19 protein-coding genes are annotated in these 18,542 nt (G+C 70.6%); 12 read left to right on the top strand and 7 right to left on the bottom strand.

Translation table 11 applies throughout. The annotated features are described in order from the left end of the window. Positions 1-60: 60 nt before the first annotated feature. The 3 genes from KME78_RS58125 to rimP are packed head-to-tail and all read right to left on the bottom strand — an operon-like array spanning position 61 to position 1,867. The gene (locus KME78_RS58125; RefSeq protein WP_219538726.1) at positions 61-375 is read right to left on the bottom strand and encodes a YlxR family protein; all 315 of its coding nucleotides are present in this window, start codon (positions 373-375) and stop codon (positions 61-63) included. Then, positions 359-1,363, bottom strand: a complete 1,005-nt coding sequence (gene nusA / locus KME78_RS58130) for a transcription termination factor NusA (protein WP_308127551.1) — start codon at positions 1,361-1,363, stop codon at positions 359-361. Before nusA ends, KME78_RS58125 begins: the two co-directional genes overlap by 17 nt. 12 nt (positions 1,364-1,375) lie before the next feature. Then, positions 1,376-1,867, bottom strand: a complete 492-nt coding sequence (gene rimP / locus KME78_RS58135; RefSeq protein ID WP_219538728.1) for a ribosome maturation factor RimP — start codon at positions 1,865-1,867, stop codon at positions 1,376-1,378. Between the two features lie 220 nt (positions 1,868-2,087). On the opposite strand from rimP, the gene KME78_RS58140 reads away from it, so the two are divergent. Further along, on the top strand, positions 2,088-2,600 hold the full coding sequence (locus KME78_RS58140; protein ID WP_219538730.1) for a twin-arginine translocation signal domain-containing protein: 513 nt from the start codon (positions 2,088-2,090) through the stop codon (positions 2,598-2,600). A gap of 8 nt (positions 2,601-2,608) precedes the next feature. After that, the gene (locus KME78_RS58145; RefSeq protein ID WP_308127552.1) at positions 2,609-3,037 is read left to right on the top strand and encodes a ferritin-like domain-containing protein; all 429 of its coding nucleotides are present in this window, start codon (positions 2,609-2,611) and stop codon (positions 3,035-3,037) included. Between the two features lie 7 nt (positions 3,038-3,044). Here the strand turns inward: KME78_RS58145 and KME78_RS58150 are convergent, their stop codons facing one another. Next, a complete protein-coding gene (locus KME78_RS58150) occupies positions 3,045-4,091 on the bottom strand; it encodes an ArsR/SmtB family transcription factor (RefSeq protein ID WP_219538732.1) in 1,047 nt (348 codons plus the stop codon). 68 nt (positions 4,092-4,159) lie between these two features. Here KME78_RS58150 and KME78_RS58155 point away from each other — a divergent pair, with 68 nt between their 5' ends. The 4 genes from KME78_RS58155 to KME78_RS58170 are packed head-to-tail and all read left to right on the top strand — an operon-like array spanning position 4,160 to position 7,950. Beyond that, positions 4,160-5,014, top strand: coding sequence for a PHB depolymerase family esterase (locus KME78_RS58155; RefSeq protein WP_219538733.1), 855 nt, complete (start codon positions 4,160-4,162; stop codon positions 5,012-5,014). Further along, on the top strand, positions 5,011-5,994 hold the full coding sequence (locus KME78_RS58160; RefSeq protein WP_219538735.1) for a Bug family tripartite tricarboxylate transporter substrate binding protein: 984 nt from the start codon (positions 5,011-5,013) through the stop codon (positions 5,992-5,994). Before KME78_RS58155 ends, KME78_RS58160 begins: the two co-directional genes overlap by 4 nt. Beyond that, positions 5,991-6,443, top strand: a complete 453-nt coding sequence (locus tag KME78_RS58165) for a tripartite tricarboxylate transporter TctB family protein (protein WP_219538737.1) — start codon at positions 5,991-5,993, stop codon at positions 6,441-6,443. The genes KME78_RS58160 and KME78_RS58165 overlap by 4 nt, the downstream gene beginning before the upstream one ends. A gap of 1 nt (position 6,444) precedes the next feature. Then, the gene (locus tag KME78_RS58170) at positions 6,445-7,950 is read left to right on the top strand and encodes a tripartite tricarboxylate transporter permease (protein ID WP_219538738.1); all 1,506 of its coding nucleotides are present in this window, start codon (positions 6,445-6,447) and stop codon (positions 7,948-7,950) included. A gap of 56 nt (positions 7,951-8,006) precedes the next feature. Here KME78_RS58170 and KME78_RS58175 read toward each other — a convergent pair whose 3' ends face one another. Together KME78_RS58175 and KME78_RS58180 are read right to left on the bottom strand one after the other, a co-directional pair. Next, complete coding sequence (locus KME78_RS58175; RefSeq protein WP_219538740.1) at positions 8,007-9,749, bottom strand: proline--tRNA ligase; 1,743 nt, start codon at positions 9,747-9,749, stop codon at positions 8,007-8,009. Between the two features lie 70 nt (positions 9,750-9,819). Further along, the gene (locus KME78_RS58180; protein ID WP_219538741.1) at positions 9,820-10,494 is read right to left on the bottom strand and encodes a hypothetical protein; all 675 of its coding nucleotides are present in this window, start codon (positions 10,492-10,494) and stop codon (positions 9,820-9,822) included. A gap of 130 nt (positions 10,495-10,624) precedes the next feature. Between KME78_RS58180 and KME78_RS58185 the strand changes: the two genes are divergently transcribed. Next, positions 10,625-11,599 carry an acyl-CoA dehydrogenase family protein gene (locus tag KME78_RS58185; protein WP_219538743.1) on the top strand — a complete coding sequence of 325 codons (975 nt, stop codon included), beginning with the start codon at positions 10,625-10,627 and terminating at the stop codon, positions 11,597-11,599. Here the strand turns inward: KME78_RS58185 and KME78_RS58190 are convergent. Then, entirely contained in the window at positions 11,585-12,013 is a 429-nt protein-coding gene (locus KME78_RS58190; protein ID WP_246654811.1) for a hypothetical protein, read from the bottom strand. The two genes, KME78_RS58185 and KME78_RS58190, sit on opposite strands and share 15 nt — an antisense overlap. 151 nt (positions 12,014-12,164) lie before the next feature. Here KME78_RS58190 and KME78_RS58195 point away from each other — a divergent pair, with 151 nt between their 5' ends. The 5 genes from KME78_RS58195 to KME78_RS58215 all read left to right on the top strand — a co-directional run bounded on the left by KME78_RS58195 (position 12,165) and on the right by KME78_RS58215 (position 18,541). Further along, on the top strand, positions 12,165-13,232 hold the full coding sequence (locus KME78_RS58195; protein ID WP_219538745.1) for an LLM class flavin-dependent oxidoreductase: 1,068 nt from the start codon (positions 12,165-12,167) through the stop codon (positions 13,230-13,232). Then, a complete protein-coding gene (locus tag KME78_RS58200) occupies positions 13,229-14,374 on the top strand; it encodes a phenylacetate--CoA ligase family protein (protein ID WP_219538746.1) in 1,146 nt (381 codons plus the stop codon). Before KME78_RS58195 ends, KME78_RS58200 begins: the two co-directional genes overlap by 4 nt. Before the next feature lie 67 nt (positions 14,375-14,441). Then, a complete protein-coding gene (locus KME78_RS58205) occupies positions 14,442-15,935 on the top strand; it encodes an AMP-binding protein (RefSeq protein WP_219538747.1) in 1,494 nt (497 codons plus the stop codon). Between the two features lie 136 nt (positions 15,936-16,071). Next, on the top strand, positions 16,072-17,373 hold the full coding sequence (locus KME78_RS58210) for an FAD-dependent oxidoreductase (RefSeq protein WP_308127553.1): 1,302 nt from the start codon (positions 16,072-16,074) through the stop codon (positions 17,371-17,373). Positions 17,374-17,389: 16 nt separating this feature from the next. Beyond that, complete coding sequence (locus KME78_RS58215) at positions 17,390-18,541, top strand: DUF6986 family protein (protein WP_219538749.1); 1,152 nt, start codon at positions 17,390-17,392, stop codon at positions 18,539-18,541. Position 18,542: the final 1 nt, after the last annotated feature.

Consider the following 18,542-nt stretch of genomic DNA (forward strand, 5'->3'; position numbering starts at 1 on the left):
ACCTTGACGTCTTCATCGCCGCGTGCTCATCAGGCGCTCATAGCAATCTGACTCCGCCCATCAACTCGGCGTCCTACATGACATTTCGTGGTTCTCCTTCTCCAGGTGCGCCCGCACTCGCGAGATGTCAAGCGGCCCCGGCACGCGGAACGCGCGCGGAAACGCTCGGCGACGCTCGGCAAGCTCCAGACACTTCTCGGTCGGATGCAGTGACGCACCTCGACCAGGAAGCCGTCCTCGCAGGTCAGGGATCACGTGATCCTCGACCCGCACCAAGCGGAGCAGGTCGGACTTAGCCGTACGGACCCTGCAGCCCACACAGGTGCGCTGTGGAGCCGCGTGGCCACCATATTCCAGCTTACCGTGTTGACGCATCTACGGAACCGGCAGCATCCTCGGCCTGGGTGTCAGGCCGGATGTCAATCCGCCATCCCGTGAGCCGGGCGGCAAGCCGGGCATTCTGCCCCTCTTTACCGATGGCCAGGGAAAGCTGGTAGTCGGGAACGGTGACCCGCGCGACCCGGCCTTCGAGATCGAGGACCTCAACGTGGGAAACGCGGGCGGGCGACAGGGCATTCCCCACGAACTCGCCGGGGTCCTCTGACCAGTCGATGATGTCGATCTTCTCGCCGTGCAGCTCGGTCATCACGTTGCGCACGCGCGAGCCCATCGGGCCGATGCACGCGCCCTTGGCGTTGACGCCCTGCCTGCGCGACCTGACCGCGATCTTGGTGCGGTGACCGGCCTCGCGGGCCACGGCGGCGATCTCCACCGTGCCGTCGGCGATCTCCGGCACCTCCAGCGCGAACAGCTTCTTGACCAGGCCGGGATGGGTGCGCGACAGCGTGACCGAGGGGCCCTTGTGGCCCTTCTTCACCTGCACGACGTAGGCGCGGATGCGCTCGCCGTGCACGTAGTCCTCGCCTGGGACCTGCTCGTTGTGCGGCAGCACGGCCTCGATCTTGCCGAGGTCGACCAGCACCACGCGCGGGTCCTTGCCCTGCTGGATCACGCCGGAGACCAGCTCGCCCTCGCGGCTGGCGAACTCGCCGAAGTTGATCTCGTCCTCGGCGTCGCGCAGCTGCTGCAGGATGACCTGCTTGGCGGTGGTCGCCGCGATCCGGCTGAAGTTGCCCGGCGTATCGTCGAACTCCCTGACGATCTCACCCTCGTCGTCGAGCTCGGCGGCGTAGATGGTCACGTGCCCGCTCGTCCTGTCGAGCTCCGCCCGCGCCTTGGGCGCGGCACCTTCGGTGCGGAAGTAGGCGATCAGTAGCGCGTCTTCGATCGCCTTGACGACCAGGTCGAAGGAGATGTCCTTCTCCCGCTCCAGGCTGCGCAGGACGCTCATGTCGATGTCCACGAGGCTTTCCCCTTAGCCTTCGTCGCCGTCGACGTCTTCGTCGTCGAACCGGCGGAACTCCACCTGCACCCGTCCACGGGTCAGGTCCTGATAGTCGAATCGGCGATCCGCGCCGTCGACGTCGAGCTCGACGCCGCTCTCGTCAGCGGAGCGCACTCGGCCCTCCACCACGGAACCATCTCTCATCTCGGCCTTCACCAGCCGCTTGGCCGCGCGCCGCCAGTGACGCGGCTCGGTCAGCGGACGGTCGACGCCCGGCGAGGAGACCTCCAGCGTGTAGGCCGACTGGCCCATCGCGTCGGTGTCGTCGAGTGCCGCGGAGACGGCCTGGCTGACGTCGGCCACGTCGTCGAGGCTCACGCCGCCGTCGCGGTCGACGATCACACGCAGCAGCCGGCGCTTGCCGGCCTGGGTGACCGTGACGTCCTCCAGGTCGAGGCCCTCCGCGCTGACGACGGGCTCAAGGAGCTTCCTCAGGTGGTCGCGGGGTGATGCGCTGCCCATATCGACCTCCCTATTGTCATGTCTCAGCCGGGCGGACCTCGCCTCTGGCTCACTTGCCGTCTGGCCGCTCAGCCAGCTACGACAGTTGACACCCTATCTGTACGAGGGCACGAAGAGAGCGCCACTCGGCACGGGCGAATGGCGAGCGTCGCCTGACACTGGGAGCGGGCGCAAGACCGTACGATGCTATCTGCGTTCCGTTTACAGGAGGTCCCTGCCCGTGCGCCCGCGTTCCCTCTCACGGCGAGCCGTGCTGGCGGGCGGAGCGGCGGCCGCGGCTCTGTCGGGATGCGGCGCGTCCGACGTCCCCCAGCCGACGCCCACCCCGGCGGAGGATCCTGAGCGGGTGCTGCTGCGGCAGTTGATCGCCGACAAGGAACACACGATCGCCCTCTACTCCACCTTGATCGCGGCCGGTCAGACCAAGCTGACGCCGTTCCGCGACCGCCACCAGGCGCACCTCGTCGAGCTGCGCAAACGCCTGCCCGGCGGCTCCCAGACGGCCACTCCGGCGCCCAGCTCTCCGACGGGCTCGGCCGCTCCGGCGCCCAGCTCCCAGACTGCCGCTCCGGCGCCCAAGATGTCTCTGTCGCGACTGCGCGACGCCGAGCGCAGATCGGCGGCGCTCCGCGTCCGTCAGCTCGCCAGCGCCTCGCCGCCACTGGCCCAGCTCATCGCGAGCATCGGCGCCTGCGAGGCCGCCCACGCCCTGGCCCTGCCGAGGTCGGCATGATGACCGCCGTGACGCCGGCCGACGTGGAGAAGCTGCGCAAGGCGCTGGCTGCCGAGCATGCCGCCGTCTTCGCGTACGGGCTGATCGGCGCGCGCACCACGGGCTCGCTGCGCTCGCGGGTCACGACGGCGTTCGACGCCCATCGGGCCAGGCGCGACCAGTTGCGCGCCGCCATCACCGCCCGGGGCGGCACGCCGTCCGAGCCGGAGGCGGGCTACGCCCTGCCGATCGTGCCGTCCACGGCGGCGGAGGCGATCCGCCTCGCGGTCTACGTGGAGACCGGCATCACGGCGGCCTATTTGGAGCTGGTGGCCTCGGACGACGCCTCGCTGCGCCGCTACGCCGCTCTGGCCATGCAGGAGTCGGTCAACCGCTCCTACGGCTTCCGCCCGGTGGTCACCACGGCCTTCCCCGGCATGTCGCGGCCCACCGGATGAGCACCGCTCAGCGGTAGAGGACCGACAGCAGGTCGACGCCCAGGCGTTCGATCGCCTCGGCGTCGAGCTGGTAGTAGACCACCGAGCCCCGCCGGTGCACGTGCACCAGCTCGGCCTCCCTCAGGTGGCGCAGGTGCCTCGACACCTGTGGCGCGGTCATGCCCAGCTGGTTGGCGAGCTCGGCCGTGGCCACCGGGTTGCGCAGGATGGCGTAGCAGAGCTTGAGCCGGGTGGGGTGCTGGAGCACGGCCAGCCGCTGCCGGGCGGTCTCCAGGGACAGGCCGACGGAGGTGCCCACGCCGTACTGGATGGCCACGGGGTAGCCCGGGTAGTGCTTGACCACGAAGTGCGGTCGGCCGTACAGGCTGGGCACGAGCAGGCAGGGGCGGTCGGCGCCGATGGGGACGGTGGCGTTGTAGAGCTTGTCCAGGACGATCCTGCGCCCGCCCTCGACGGCCGTGGCGGTGGGGAAGTCGGCGATCGCCAGGGGGCCGCGTACGGCGATCGCCCGCTCGCGCCCGGCGGCCTCGGCGGCCAGCGCCGTCCGCAGCCCCGGCCAGTCCGCCTCGAACGCCGCGGCGGCGAAGTCCGCCAGGAAGCCGGTCAGCTCGCGCCTGAAGCCCTCGGGGTCGTCGTGCACCCGGGTGCCGAGCTCCACCCTGCTGAAGGAGATCAGCCTGAGGCGCTGGAGCACGTCGCCGCCGAGACCGGCGCTGTTCTTGCCGACGAGCGCCTGGAGGGTCATCGCGGTGAAGTCGCCGATCGGCAGCGCCTCGATCTCGGCCAGCTCGTCCTCGATCGTCCTCGCGCGGCCGGCCGACAGCGGCAGCAGGTAGCGGGCCCGGAACGCGCTCCACAGCGGGGCCCACGCCGTCGCCCTGGTCAGCAGGTCCTCGTCGGTCTCGGTGTGGACCCTGGCCACCCAGCGGGCCGCCGCGGGATGGTGTCCCGGCTCGTCAAGGGCGTGCAGGCAGGCGCAGAGCTCGGCCAGCGGCGAGACGCGAACGGTGATCGAGGCCGAGTCGGTGGAGGACAGGAGGAGCGTGACAGGCACCCTGTACATTACCGCGTTGGCGACAATCTCCTTGTCCGACACTGGATATATGTCCAGGCTGTGGCGCCATGGCCAAGGCACTTCACGAAACCGGCGGAGTAAAGCACCCCAAGGAGTTCTACTTCAGCGGCTCCACCACGATCTTCGCTTCCCGATACGACCAGCGCTTCTCCTACTGCCTCTACGTGCCGACGGCCCACTCGCCCGACGGCCCGCCGGTGCCGCTCGCCGTGATGCAGCACGGGACGGGACGGCGCGGGCCGCAGTACCGCGACAACCTTGCCGAGTGGGGTGAGCAGCAGGGCTGCCTGGTCCTGGCGCCGCTGTTCCCCGCGGGCATCGAGGACGCGGAGGACCTGCACGGCTTCAAGTTCATCCACTACCGCGGCATCCGCTTCGACCATGTGCTGCTGGCGATGGTCGACGAGGTCGGCGAGCGCTTCAACGTCGACACCGAACGGTTCCTCCTGCACGGCTTCTCCGGCGGCGGTCAGTTCGCCCATCGGTTCGCCTACCTGCATCCGGACCGATTGTCTGGAGTGTCAATTGGTGCACCAGGGCGGATATCGTACATCGATTGGGACAGCCCGTGGTGGATCGGGCTCAAGGGGTTCGAGGAGGAGTTCGGCCAGCCGCCCAGGATCGAAGAGCTCGGGGCGGTGCCGGTACAGATGGTCGTGGGTGCCGAGGACGTCGAGACCTGGGAGATCAACAACCAGGGTGACGCCAACTGGATGGACGGCGCCGACGCCTACGGGACCACCCGCGTCGAACGGCTCGCCGCACTGCGTGACAACTTCGCCGCCCATGGCATCACCGTCCGGTTCGACGTCGTGCCAGGCGTCGCGCACCAGCCGATGAGCGTGCTGGAGCCGGTCAAGGACTTCTTCACCTCGATCCTCACCCCCCGGGAGAACTCATGAAGATCATTGTTGCCGCCGCCGCCCTGACGGTCCTGGCCACCGGTTGCGCGGTCGGCGAGAGCACCACGGCGAGCGCCGAATACCCGAGCAAGCCTCTGACGATCATGGCGCCGGGCAGCCCCGGCGGCGGCTGGGACACCCGTGCCCGCGGCATCGCCGGCGCGCTCAGCCAGTGCAAGATCACCACCGCGAAGGCCACGGTCGTCAACGTCCCCGGCGCGGGCGGCACGATCGGCCTCGCCCAGTTCGCCAAGAGCAAGGGCGACCCCTACCAGCTCATGGTCATGGACAGCGCGACCATGCTCGGCGGCATCGTCAACAACCACTCGCCCGTCGACCTGACCACGCTCACCCCCATCGCGGGGCTGAGCAGGGGGCCGAGCGCGATCGTGGTGCCGAAGTCGGCGCCGTACGAAGACCTGAAGTCGCTGCTCGCCGCGATGAAGAAGGACCCGCACGGCGTCAAGTGGACCGGCGGCTCGCTCGGCGGCCCCGGGCAGATGACGGTGGCCGGACTGGCCAAGGGCCAGGGCATCGACGCCAAGCAGGTCAACTACGTCCCCACGTCGGGCGGCGGCGAGTCGATGAACCTGCTGCTCAGCGGCGCCGCCACCGCGGGCATCGACACCGTCGCCGAGCTCCGCGCGCAGCTCCAGGCCGGAGAGCTCAGGGCGCTCGCGGTGGACGGCGACAAGCGGATCGAGGGCGTCGACGCGCCGACGCTGAAGGAGCTCGGGCTCTCGGACCAGGCCATCTCCACGATGGCCGGCGTGCTCGCCCCCGCGGGACTGACGGCCGCGCAGCAGCAGGACATCGTCAAGATGGTCGACAAGATGCGGCAGACGTCGTGCTGGCAGCAGGTGCTCAAGCAGAACAACTGGGTCGACGCCTGGACCCCTGGCGACTCCTTCAAGCAGGTGCTCACCGAGCAGCGCGGTCAGATCACCACCATCCTCGGCGAGCTGGGACTGGGCAAATGAGCACCCGGCTCGTGTCGGCCGGGTTCCTGGCGGTCGCGCTGGTCGTGCTGGCGCAGGCGTTCATGATCCCCGACAGCGGCGGCTACCAGGCCGTCGGGCCCCGGGCCTTCCCGCTCCTGGTCGGCATCGGTATGGCGGTGGTGGCCGTGATCGGGGTGGTGCAGGCGTTCCGCGCTCCGGTGACCAGCCAGGGTGAGGATGAGGGGATCCACTGGCGTCCCGTGCTGCTCCTCATCGGCACGCTCGCCCTGTACGCGGCCCTGCTGGTGCCCGTGGGCTACTGGCAGGCCACCACGTTGTTCTTCGTCGCGGTCGCCCGGGTGCTCGGCAGCCGCAAGCTGGTCCGCGACCTGGTCGTGGGCCTGCTGCTGGCGCTGGCCACGTACCTGCTGTTCGACCGGGTGCTGGGCATCACGCTGCCGCCCGGACTGATCAGATTGGCGATCTGAGATGAGCGTACTGGGCCACCTGCTCGACGGCTTCGCGCACGCGCTCACCCTGCAGAACCTGCTGCTCGGCCTGCTGGGCGTCACCGTCGGCACGCTCGTCGGCGTGCTGCCGGGCCTCGGCCCGGCTACGACGATCGCGCTGCTGCTGCCGCTGACCATGGTGTTCGACCCGGTGGGCGCGTTCGTGATGTTCGCCGGCATCTACTACGGCGGCATGTACGGCGGCAGCACCACCGCGATCCTGCTCAACATCCCCGGCGAGACGGCGTCGATCCCCACCACGATCGAGGGCTACCCGATGGCGCGGAAGGGCCGGGCCGGGGCCGCGCTGGCCACGGCGGCCATCGGCTCGTTCGTCGCGGGCACGATCTCCACCGTGGTGATCACGTTCCTGGCGCCCGGCATGTCGGCCATCGCCAAGTCGATCCAGCCCGCCGAGTACTTCTCGATCATGGTGCTCGCGTTCGTCACCGTCACCTCGCTCATGGGCGACTCGATCGTGCGCGGTCTGTCCAGCCTCTTCCTCGGGCTGGCGATCGGCATGGTGGGCATCGACCAGATGACCGGCCAGCCGCGCCTGGCCTTCGGCGTCCCCGAGCTGTACGAGGGGCTGCCGGTCGTGGCGCTGGCCGTGGGCCTGTTCGCCGTGGCCGAGGCGGTCGCCACCGCGGCCCAGCGCAACCGGCAGGAGCAGGCGCCGGTGAAGGTGACCGGGCGCATCGGCATGACCCGCGACGACTGGCGCCGGTCCTGGCGGCCATGGCTGCGGGGCACCGCGTTCGGCCTGCCGATCGGCTCGCTGCCCGCGGGCGGCGCCGAGCTGCCGACGTTCCTCAGCTACAACGTCGAGAAGCGGCTGGCGAAGGACCCGGAGGAGTTCGGCCACGGCGCCATCGAGGGTGTGGCGGGGCCTGAGGCGGCCAACAACGCGGCGTTCTCCGGCGTGCTGGTGCCGCTGCTCACGCTCGGCATCCCCACGTCGGCCACGGCCAGCATGCTGCTGATCGCCTTCCAGATCTACAACGTGCAGCCCGGGCCGCAGCTCTTCGACCAGCAGCCGGTGCTCGTGTGGACGCTGATCGCCAGCCTCTACATCGGCAACGTGATGCTGCTGGTGCTGAACCTGCCGCTGATCCGGCTGTGGGTGAAGCTGCTGAGCGTGCCCGCCGCGCTGCTGACGGCGGCGATCCTGACGTTCGCGACGCTGGGCGTCTACGCCACCTCGCAGAGCGTGTTCGAGATCCTGGTGGCGTACGGGTTCGGGCTGGTCGGCTTCGTGCTGCGGCGGGCCGGCTATCCGGTGGCTCCGCTGATCCTCGGGGCGGTGCTCGGGCCGCTGATGGAGGTGCAGTTCAGGCGGGCGCTGGCCTTCAGCGAAGGGGATCCGGCGGTGTTCTTCACCCGGCCCGTGTCGCTGGTCATCCTCGTGATCGCCGCCGCCTGCCTGATCGGGCCCGTGGTGCTCCGCCGCCGCGGCAAGATCAAGATGCCCGCGGCGATGGACTGACACAGAACAAGACATGGCTCCCCCCGCCGGCGGCGGGAGGAGCCATGTCTTTTCCGTTATGAGCAGGCGGCCTGTACGCGGTCGGCGGCCGTGTCGAGGGGGATCTCCTCCTTGGTGCCCGAGACGCGGTCACGGAGCTCGACCAGGCCCTGGGCCAGCCCGCGGCCGACGACCACGATCGTGGGCAGGCCGAGCAGCTCGGCGTCCTTGAACTTGACCCCCGGCGAGACCCCGGCCCGGTCGTCGACGAGGACCCGCAGCCCGCGTGCCTCCAGGTCGGCGGCCAGCTCGAGGGCCGCCTCGATCTGGTTGTCCTTGCCCGTGCCCACGATGTGCACGTCGGCGGGCGCGACCTCGCGCGGCCACACCAGCCCGAGCTCGTCGTGGGCCTGCTCGGCGATGACCGCCACGGCCCGCGAGACGCCGACGCCGTAGGAGCCCATCGTGATGCGGATCGGCTTGCCGTCCGGGCCCAGGGCGTCGAGCCCGGCCGCGTCGGCGTATTTACGGCCGAGCTGGAAGATGTGCCCGATCTCGATGCCGCGGTCGATGGACAGCGGCGAGCCGCAGCGGGGGCAGGGGTCTCCGGCGCGCACCTCGGCGGCCTCGATCGTGCCGTCGGGGGTGAAGTCACGGCCCGCGACCACGCCGGCGGCGTGCTTGCCGCGCTCGTTGGCGCCGGTCACCCAGGAGGTGCCGGTGACCACGCGGGGGTCGACGAGATAGCGGATGCCGAGATCGCGCAGGACCTGCGGCCCGATGTAGCCACGCACCAGGCCGGGGTGCTTGGCGAAGTCCTCGGCCTCGAAGATGGCGGGCTCGCCGGGGGCCAGCGCGGCCTCCAGTCGCTTGAAGTCGACCTCGCGGTCACCGGGCACGCCGACGATCAGCGTCTCGACCTTGTCGGAGCCGGGCGTGGTGACCTTGACGACGACGTTCTTCAGCGTTTCCGCGGCGGTGATCGACAGGCCGTGGTGCTCGTTGACGTACGACACCAGCGACTCGATGGTCGGGGTGTCGGGCGTGTCGAGCACGCGCTGCGGCTCCAGCCCCTCAAGCGCGCGGACCGGGGGCGCGGTCGTGGTGACGGCCTCGGCGTTGGCCGCGTAGCCGCAGGAGTGGCAGGCGACGAACGTGTCCTCGCCGGTGGGCGTGGGCGCCAGGAACTCCTCCGAGGCCGAGCCGCCCATCGCGCCCGACGTGGCGAACACGATCTTGTAGTTGATGCCGAGCCGGTCGAACAACCGGATGTAGGTCTCGCGGTGCTGCTCGTAAGAGTGCTTGAGCCCGTCGTCGTCGAGATCGAAGGAGTAGGAGTCCTTCATCAGGAACTCGCGGCCGCGCAGGATGCCCGCGCGAGGCCTGGCCTCGTCGCGGTACTTCGTCTGGATCTGGTAGAGCGTGACCGGATAGTCCTTGTACGAGGAGTATTCGCTCTTGACCATGTCGGCGAAGAGCTCCTCGTGCGTGGGACCGAGCAGGTAGTCGGCGCCCTTGCGGTCCTTGAGCCGGAAGAGCGTGTCACCGTATTCGGTCCAGCGGCCGGTGGCCTCGTAGTATTCGCGCGGCAGCAGGGCGGGGAACAGCACCTCCTGGCCGCCCATCCGGTTCATCTCCTCGCGGACGACCTTGGCGACGTTTTCCATCACCATCTTGCCGAGGGGCAGCCACGAGTAGATGCCGGGCGCCACCCGCCGGACGTAACCGGCGCGGACCAGGAGCTTGTGGCTCGGCACTTCCGCGTCTGCCGGGTCGTCCCGCAGGGTGCGAAGAAACAACGACGACATGCGCAGCAACACGGCTACTCCTTGGTGGGCCTGGATATGGAGGACTACAGGCTATCGACTCGGAGCAACCTACCGCGCGGCCTTATCCGGCGATGGAGATCCAGCCGGCCAGCGCGCCGGTCACCCCGACCGCGAACAGGGCGGTCAGGACCGCCGACAGCGACAGCGCGCGCACCCGGCCCGCCATGCTCCTGCGCAGCGCCAGCACCAGCGCGACGGACAGGACACCGATCACGATCGCGGGGCCGGGCCAGAACGCGGGCTCACTGTCGATGAAGCCGGGCGTCGCGCGGTCGACCGTGTCGGCGAGCAGCAGGGCGCCGATGACACCGGCCGCGACATCACCCCAGATGTCCGTCCTGCTCGTCACGTAGGCGAGCAGGCCCACCCCGACCAGCAGGACGAGGGCCCAGTTCAAGCCGACCGCGGGCTCACCGGCGACCGGGCTGATGTCCGTCCCGCCGCGCAGCATGTTGCCGCCCAGCGTCGCGACGATCATGGACAGAGCGGCCAGGAACGTGGTGAGCAGCGCCCACCCGAAGCCCGCCGCGCTCGCCCCGACGACCAGGGCCAGGGCCAGGTACATGTAGGGGTCATAGAGCTGACCGAGCCACTGGGGCATCCGGTCGGAGGCGAATATGCCGATGAGGCCGACGGCCAGTCCACCCAGGAAGGACGCCACCACGTGTTGCTCTATGCAGCGCAGTCGCCGGTCGTACGCGGCGAACTCGGCATAGTCGAGTGCTGTCTCTTTCATCTCCAGTCCCTGGTCATCCCTCCCCCGAGAACTTCTGGGAACGACCACAATCAGATTATGTGCCTGTACAAAAAAGGCAAATTTAGGACAACCGTATGTAATCAAGCAATCGCTTGGTTAAGCTTGCCCGGTGACCGTCACAGACGAGCTGCGCGCCGTCGTCCGCGCCTATCTCGCCGACCGCCCCGCCGCGCCCTGGCCGGCGTTCGCGCGTGACCTCGGCGCCGCCGGACTCGCCATTCCCGAGAAGTACGGCGGAGCGGGCTGCGGCCCGGCCGAGACCGCGGTCGTGGCCGGCGAGCTGGGCAGGACCCTGTCTCCCTACCCCTTCCTGCAGAGCGCCGTCCTGGCCGTCGAGGCGCTCAAGGCGGGCGGCGACGAGGCGGCGATGGCCCGGCTGCTGCCCGCGCTGGCCGACGGCTCGGCGACGGCGACCGTCGTCCTGCCGGGCGAGGGCGACCTGACCCTCCGGGACGGCCTGCTCACGGGCGTCGTCCCGTACGCGCCGGCGGGCGACGTGGTGCTCGCCTACGCGGACGGGCTCCTGGTCGAGGCCGTGCCCACGCGGCGCGTGACCCACCCGACCATGGACGAGAGCCGGCCGCTGGCCGAGCTGTCGTTCGACCACGTCCAGGTACGGCCGGCCGGAGACGGCGCGGCGTGGAGCCGGGTGCGCGACCTCGGCATCGCGGCGCTGGCGGCCGAGCAGGTGGGCGGGGCCGAACGCTGCCTGGAGATGGCCGTCGAGCACGCGAAGCTGCGCCATCAGTTCGGCCGGCCGATCGGCTCCTTCCAGGCCGTCAAGCACAAGCTGGCCGACCTGCTGCTGCTCGTCGAGTCGGCCAGGTCGGCGGCGCGGGCGGCGGCCGAGTCCGAGTCCTTCGCGGCGATCGCCGGGTCTTACTGCACCGAGGCGTATCTCACTGCGGCGGGCGAGAACATCCAGGTCCACGGCGGGATCGGCGTGACCTGGGAGCATCCGGCCCACCGCTACCTCAAGCGGGCCACCTCCGACGCGCAGCTCTTCTGCCCGCCGCAGGCGCACCGCGAACGGCTGGCCGCGTACGTCTTCCCGGGCCCCGCCGACGGGTCAGCCGCCCAGTAGCGTTTCCCAGGGGCGCCGGGCGTTCGTGCTGCGGGTGGTGTCGAGCGCCTCGGCCAGCCGCCAGAAGCCCGGCTTGTCGCGTACGCGCTCGCGGCCCAGCGGATCGATCGCCCGCAGTTCGAAGCGGACGCCCATCACGTCGAGCACCGCCGACCGGCTGTCGCCCGGCCCGGCGGGCCTGCCGAGCTCGTCCTCGTAGGCGGGATTGCGCACCTGCGCGGCCAGCAGCGCCGCCACCTCGGAGGCGTACGGGCCGTCGCGCCATTCGATGTGCCAGCTGTGGTCGGAGCCGCGCCACCAGGTCAGGTCCCGGCACGACTCGATGAACTCGGCCTCGGTCGCGAGGGCGGCCATCACCCGGCCGAACGCCTCGAAACCGCGCCCGCTGGTGAGCGAGAAGTCATCGGCCCGCATATCGGGGAGCGTGCCATCTTTCGGCCGCCTTAGCGCGTGCTTTCGCCTCACGTGCATCACTCTGATCGCGAACGCGCCCTTCCCGCAAGTCTTTGGTGCTGGTAGTCTCTACCAAGCGAGCGCTTGGTTTACTACTTTCGCCGGAGGCGCGATGACGTCCCTACGGATCAGCCTGGGGTACGAGCTGGAGGTCCGCGGGCGCTCCCGCGAGGTCGAACAACAGGCGTTCCAGAACGTGATCGACCAGGTCGCGCTCGGCGACCGGCTCGGCTTCGACACCGCCTGGTTCGTCGAACACCACTTCACCCGAGGGTTCTCCCACTCCTCCGCGCCCGATCTGGTGCTGTCCGCGATCTCCCAGCGGACCGAGCGGATCCATCTCGGGCTGGGCGTGGTGCTGCTGCCGTTCCAGTCGCCGATCCGTACGGCGGAGCGGGTCGCCACCCTTGACGTACTGAGCGGCGGCCGGGTGGAGTTCGGCACCGGGCGGGGCGCCTCACCCCTGGAGTACCAGGCGTTCCAGCGGCCGTTCGAGAAGTCGCGGCAGATCTGGGAGGACTCGCTGGAGGCGACACTGGCCATCTGGCGGGCCGACGGGGAGCCGGTCAGCCGCTCGAACGAGTTCTTCGAGATCCCGGACGTGGCCGTCTACCCGCGCCCGGTGCAGCAGCCGCACCCGCCGGTCTGGGTGGCCTCGACGTCGCTGGAGGGCTACCTGGCGGCGGCCGAGCACGGCTACAACCTGCTCGGCATGACGATGGTCAAGGGCATCGACGACGTGGCCGCCGACATCGCCCAGTACCGCGAGCGCCTGGCCGCGGCCGGGTTCGACCCCGCCTCACGCCGGGTCGCGCTGATGATCCCGTGGTTCGTCGCGCCCACCCGCGACGAGGCCAACGAGACGGCCGCCGACGCCGTCCTGTGGTACATCCGCCGCCAGGTCAACCTCGTCACCCCACCGGACTACTACGACGCGCGGCACGCCACCCATCGGGTTCTCGGCCAGCTCGCGGCCGGGATGCCGCCCGAGGAGGCGATGGCGACGCTGCGGGAGCACCTGATGGTCGTGGTGGACGACGTGGCGGGCTCGCGCAAGGCCCTGGCCAGGATCGCGGAGGCCGGGGCGACGGATCTGATCATCCAGGCGCAGGTGGGCGGGCTGGCGCACGAACGGGTGTGCGAGGCGATGACGCTGTTCATGACCGAGGTGGCCAAGTGACCGCCTCGGACACCTCAGCCGAAGCCGCCGCCGCGCGGTGGCTGACGCGGGACGATCTCCGGGCGGGCGCGCGGTCCGCCACGGGGCTGCTACTGGTCGCTCCCGACGCCTCCAGCGCCTTCCCGCTCGGGTCCGGCGACCGCGCGGAGGCGGCGGGACTGACCGGGGCGGCGCTGCGCGCGGCAGGCGTGGGCGGACGCGACCGGGTCGTGGTGGCGCTGGCCGAACCGGCGGGCGCCCTCTGGGCCGCCGCAGCGGCGGACGTGGCGTCGGCGGCGGCCTCCGTGGGGCCGCGCGGCCGCATGCGGCTGATCCACGCGCTGTCCGCCCTGGGCGCCACCACGCTGGTCGCCACCCCGACGGGTGCGATGGACCTGCTGGCCAGGCTGCACCTGGAGTTCCTGCTCGACCCGCTCGACCTGGGGCTGCGGCACATCGTCCTGACCGGGGAGATCGCCTCGAAGCGGACGATCCGCCACCTGGCGGGCGAGTTCGACGCCCACGTGACCGAGGTGTACGCCAACCCCTTCAGCGGCGGCGCCCTGGCCTGGCGGGCGGCGGAGAACGACCCGCTCACCCCGCTGGCGGACGGCGTGCTGCACCTGGCCTCGCTGACCAAGGACGTGCTGCGGCACGCGGAGCCGTCCGGGGTGGCCGAGTTGGTGATCACCCCTCACGGTCACTCGGCGCTCGGCGACGCCGTCCTGCGTACCGGCCAGGTGGTCCGCACCGACTCCCCCGCGCCCGACTCCCCTGCGTCCGGCGACGACACGCGCGCCGGTGACCCCGGCTTGCCCGCTCCCGCGCACACGGTCGGCGAGTACGTGCTGGTCCGGGGCGTGTGGCTGTCGCTGCCGCGGATCGAGAAGGCGCTGGCCAAGATCGACGGCGTGTCCCGATGGGAGCTGTCGATCAGCCGGCCGGGCACGCTGGACACCGCGGTGCTCACCGTCACGTTCAGCAGGGAGAGCCTGGTGCGCAACCCGATGTGGCGGGGGCGGATCCAGCAGGCGATCCAGGGGCTGACCCCGATCTCGATCGGTGTGGAGATCGCGCCGGAGATCGCCGAGGCGCCGGGTCCCGGTGTACTGACCGACCTGCGCGGCCACCACCTGGGCCGCGACCGGGCGTTGATCGTGTAACCGTTGATCGTGTAACCGGAGGCGCGCACCGATGGGACCGATGCCGGACTGGGGGACGCTCCCCCGCATGCTTCGCGACCAGGCGGACCGGCACCCGGACACGATCGTGATCGTCGACGGCGCCACGCGCGTGACCATGGCGGAGCTCCGCGCCGGAGCCGCCCGTGTGGCACACGAGCTCATCGATCTCGGTGTCCGGCCGGGCGACCGGGTGGCCCTGTGGGGCGTCAACGACCCGTACTGGGTGATGCACGCCTTCGGCGTCTGGGACGCCGGTGCGGTGATCGTGCCGCTCTCCTCGCGCGCCAAGGGCCTGGAGGCGGCGGCGATGATCGCGAAGACCGGCGCCGAGGTCCTGATCACGGGCGAGGGCCCGCCGGGCGTCGTTCTCGCCGATCTCCTGCCGCCGGGCACCGGCCTGCGCCACGTGCTGGGCCCCGGCACGGAATTCGCGGGCGTCGATCGGAACCATGACGTCGAGGAGCGGGCGCTGGCCGTACGGCCAGGCGATCTGTGCGAGATCATGTCCACCTCCGGCACGACCGGCACCCCCAAGGGCGTGATGCTGGACCACGCCCAGGTCCTGCGCGGCTACTGGGACTGGTCCGAGATCGTCACCCTGGACGAGCACGACCGCTATCCGGTGATCGCCCCGTTCAGCCATGGTTTCGGGCTCAACGCCGGGCTGATCGCCTGCGTGCTGCGGCGGGCGACCATGATGCCGATCAGGATCTTCACCCCCGACGCCCTGATGTCGCTGATCTCCGAAGGCCGGGTGAGCATCCTGGCTGGGCCGCCGACGCTGTTCCACCGGCTGCTCGACGAGCTGGACCGCGCCGACTGGGACGTGTCGTCGCTGCGCGTGGCCATCTGCGGCGCCGCCGCCGTGCCCGCCGCGCTGATCACCCGGCTGGTCGAACGGGTCGGGCTGGAACGGATGATCAACGCGTACGGCCTGATGGAGGGCACCGTCGTCTCCATGACCAGGGCCCGCGACCCGATCGAGGTGATCGCCGCGACCACCGGCAGGGCGGTGCCCGGGATCGAGGTGCGGATCGTCGACGACGACGGCAAGGAGGTCGCCGCCGGTGAGCGCGGCGAGATCCTGCAGCGCGGGTACGGGGTCATGCGCGGCTATTGGGACGAGCCCGGCAAGACCGCCGAGGTCGTCGATCCGGACGGCTGGCTGCACACGGGCGACATCGGCGTGCTCGACCCGGCGGGCAACCTCGCCATCGTGGACCGCAAGAAGGAGCTCTACATCGTCAACGGCTTCAACGTCTCACCGGCCGAGGTGGAGTCGCTGCTGCTGCGCGAAGGCTCGCTGGCGCAGGCGGCCGTGATCGGCGTGCCCGACCCGGTCTCGGGCGAGGCGGGCTGGGCGTACGTGGTGCCCAGGCCGGGGATGACGATCGATCCGGGCACACTGCTCGGCTGGGCGAAGGACAACATGTCCAACTACAAGGTGCCGAAGCGGATCATCGTGGTCGAGGCGCTGCCCGCCAACACCAACGGCAAGATCGACAAGATGGCTCTCCGCGCCCGCGCGTCCAGGTCGTGAAACGCCGACGACCGCCCCCTTCGCGAAAGATGGGTTCATTCGTCCCGGCGATCGGGGATACATCGATCACAGTGCCTGGTTGAATCTGGTAGGACGCAAGCCCGTGTAACAGAATCGCCCACATAGAGGAGGCAGCGTGACGTTGCGCGTGGCGGTCATCGGGTCGGGCCCTGCCGGTATCTACACGGCCGAGGCCCTGGTCAAGCAGGCGCAGGAGGACGTGCGGGTCGACGTCATCGAGCGGCTGCCCACGCCGTACGGGCTGGTCCGATACGGTGTCGCGCCCGATCACACGTCGATCAAGTCGATCGCCAACTACCTCCGCCGGGTGCTGGAGCTCCCCGAGGTCCGCTTCCTCGGCGGCGTCACGCTCGGCGAGCACCTGTCGGTCGAGGACCTGCTGGGCCACTATGACGCGGTCGTCTACGCCACGGGCGCGATGGTCGACAGGAAGCTCGGCATCCCGGGCGAGGACCTGCCGGGCAGCGTGGCCGCCACCGACTTCGTCAACTGGTACTGCGGCCATCCCGACGTCTCCGCCTCCATGTTCACCCTCGACAGCGCCGAGATCGCGGTCATCGGCGTCGGGAACGTGGCCGTCGACGTCGTCCGCGTGCTGGCCAAGACCGCCGAGGAGCTCAGCTCCACGGACGTGCCGCACGACGTGCTCGAACGTCTGGGCGCCAGCCAGGTCAAGGCGATCCACATGATCGGCCGCCGGGGCCCGGAGCACGCCAAGTTCACGCTGAAGGAGCTGCGGGAGCTCGGCGAGCTGGCCAACGCCGACGTCTGCGTCCGCGACGACGAGGCCGTCGTGCTGGGCGGCGACTTCCCCCGGCAGATCCGCGGCAACATCGACGTCCTGCAGTCCTGGGCGGCCCGCGCCCCCGTCGGCCGCCCACGCCGCCTCGACGTCCGCTTCTGGCTGCGCCCGGTGGAGATCCTCGGCACGGACCGGGTGGAGGGGCTCAGGCTCGAACGCACCCGGCTGTCCGAGGAGGGGCGGGTGGTGGGCACGGGCGAGTTCGAGACGCTCCCGGTGGGCATGGTGCTGCGCTCGGTCGGCTACCAGAGCGTCCCGCTGCCGGGGGTACCGTTCGACGAACGGTCGATGACCGTGCCCAACGAGGCCGGACGGGTCCGCGACCGCGAGTACGTCGCGGGCTGGCTCAAGCGCGGCCCCACCGGCGTGATCGGCACCAACAAGTCGGACGCGGCGGAGACGGTCCGCACGCTGCTGTCCGACCTGGCGGGCCATGATCGGACACAGTCGGCGCCCATCGAGGCGCTGCTGCTCGAACGGGGTGTACGGCCGGTGACGTACGACGAATGGCTGGCCATCGAGGCGGCGGAAGGCGCGCTGGCCAAGTCGCTGGGCCGGGGCGAGCGCGTCAAGCTCGCCGGCCTGGAGGCCATGCTGCGGGCCTGCCGGCCCTGAAGACGGACGCGGCACAGTGAGAGATCAGTCCCTTCCCGGCTTCGAGGAGGCTTACCGGATCCAGCGGGCCCGCTATCCGGCCGCCGAGCCGGCCTGGCAGCCGGTGCACACCGTCTACGTTCCCGCCGACCGGCTGTCGCCGAGCACGGTCGTGGGGTGGCGCGCGCAGGCCATGGATCTGGTCAAGGAGCATCTGAGCGGCCCCGATGAGCTGGCCGCGGTGTTCGGGCTGCCGGACGCGCTCGCGCGGGACGTACACGAGAGAGTGCTGCGCAAGCTCGCCCGCGAGCCGGTCGAGGACCTGCGGATCGACTTCGAGGACGGCTACGGCGGGCGGCCCGGCGACGAGGACGGCCACGTCGAACAGGCCGTCGAGGCCGTGGCCGTGATGCGGGCCGCCGGAGCGCTGCCGCGCCGGTGGGGGCTGCGGGTCAAATCGTTCGCCGACGGGGATCCCGGGCGGTCGGTGCGGACGCTCGACGGGTTCGTCACCGGGGTGGTCGAGCGGGTGGGCGAGTTGCCGGCCGGGTTCGTGGTCACCTTCCCGAAGGTGCTCATGGAGGCGTACCTGGGGCAGTTCTGCGGCTTCCTGGAGCGGCTGGAGAGGGAGCTGGACGTCGAGCTGCGGTTCGAGATCCAGGTCGAGGCGCCGCAGACCGTGCTGTTCCTGCGCGGGGAGCTGGCCGAGTCGTTCGGCGGGCGCCTGGCGGGCGCGCACTTCGGGGTGTTCGACTACACGGCGGCGCTCGGGCTGCCGCCGCACGAGCAGCGGCTCGACCATCCGGCCTGCGACCACGCGCGGCACGTGATGCAGACGGCGTTCGCGGGCACCGGGGTCGAGCTCTCCGACGGCTCCCTGGCCGCCTCCCCCGCCTCCGGGTCGGCCGAGGACGTGCACGCGCTGTGGCGGCGGCACGCCGAGCTCGTCAGGCACTCACTGGGGCATGGGTTCTACCAGGGCTGGGACATGCATCCCTCGCACCTGGTGAGCAGGTTCGCCACGGTTTACGCCTTCCATCTGGCGCGCTACGACTCCTACCGGGACCGGGTGCGGGCCTGGGAGCAGCGGCGCGCGGCCGGGGGCGGCGTCATGGACGAGCCCGCCACGATCAAGACGCTCGCCGCCGCGCTCCGCCGCGCCGACGCGGCGCTCACGCTCCCGGACTGAG

Origin of the sequence: Nonomuraea guangzhouensis (genome assembly GCF_019396345.1) — a bacterium.
GTDB lineage: Bacteria > Actinomycetota > Actinomycetes > Streptosporangiales > Streptosporangiaceae > Nonomuraea > Nonomuraea guangzhouensis.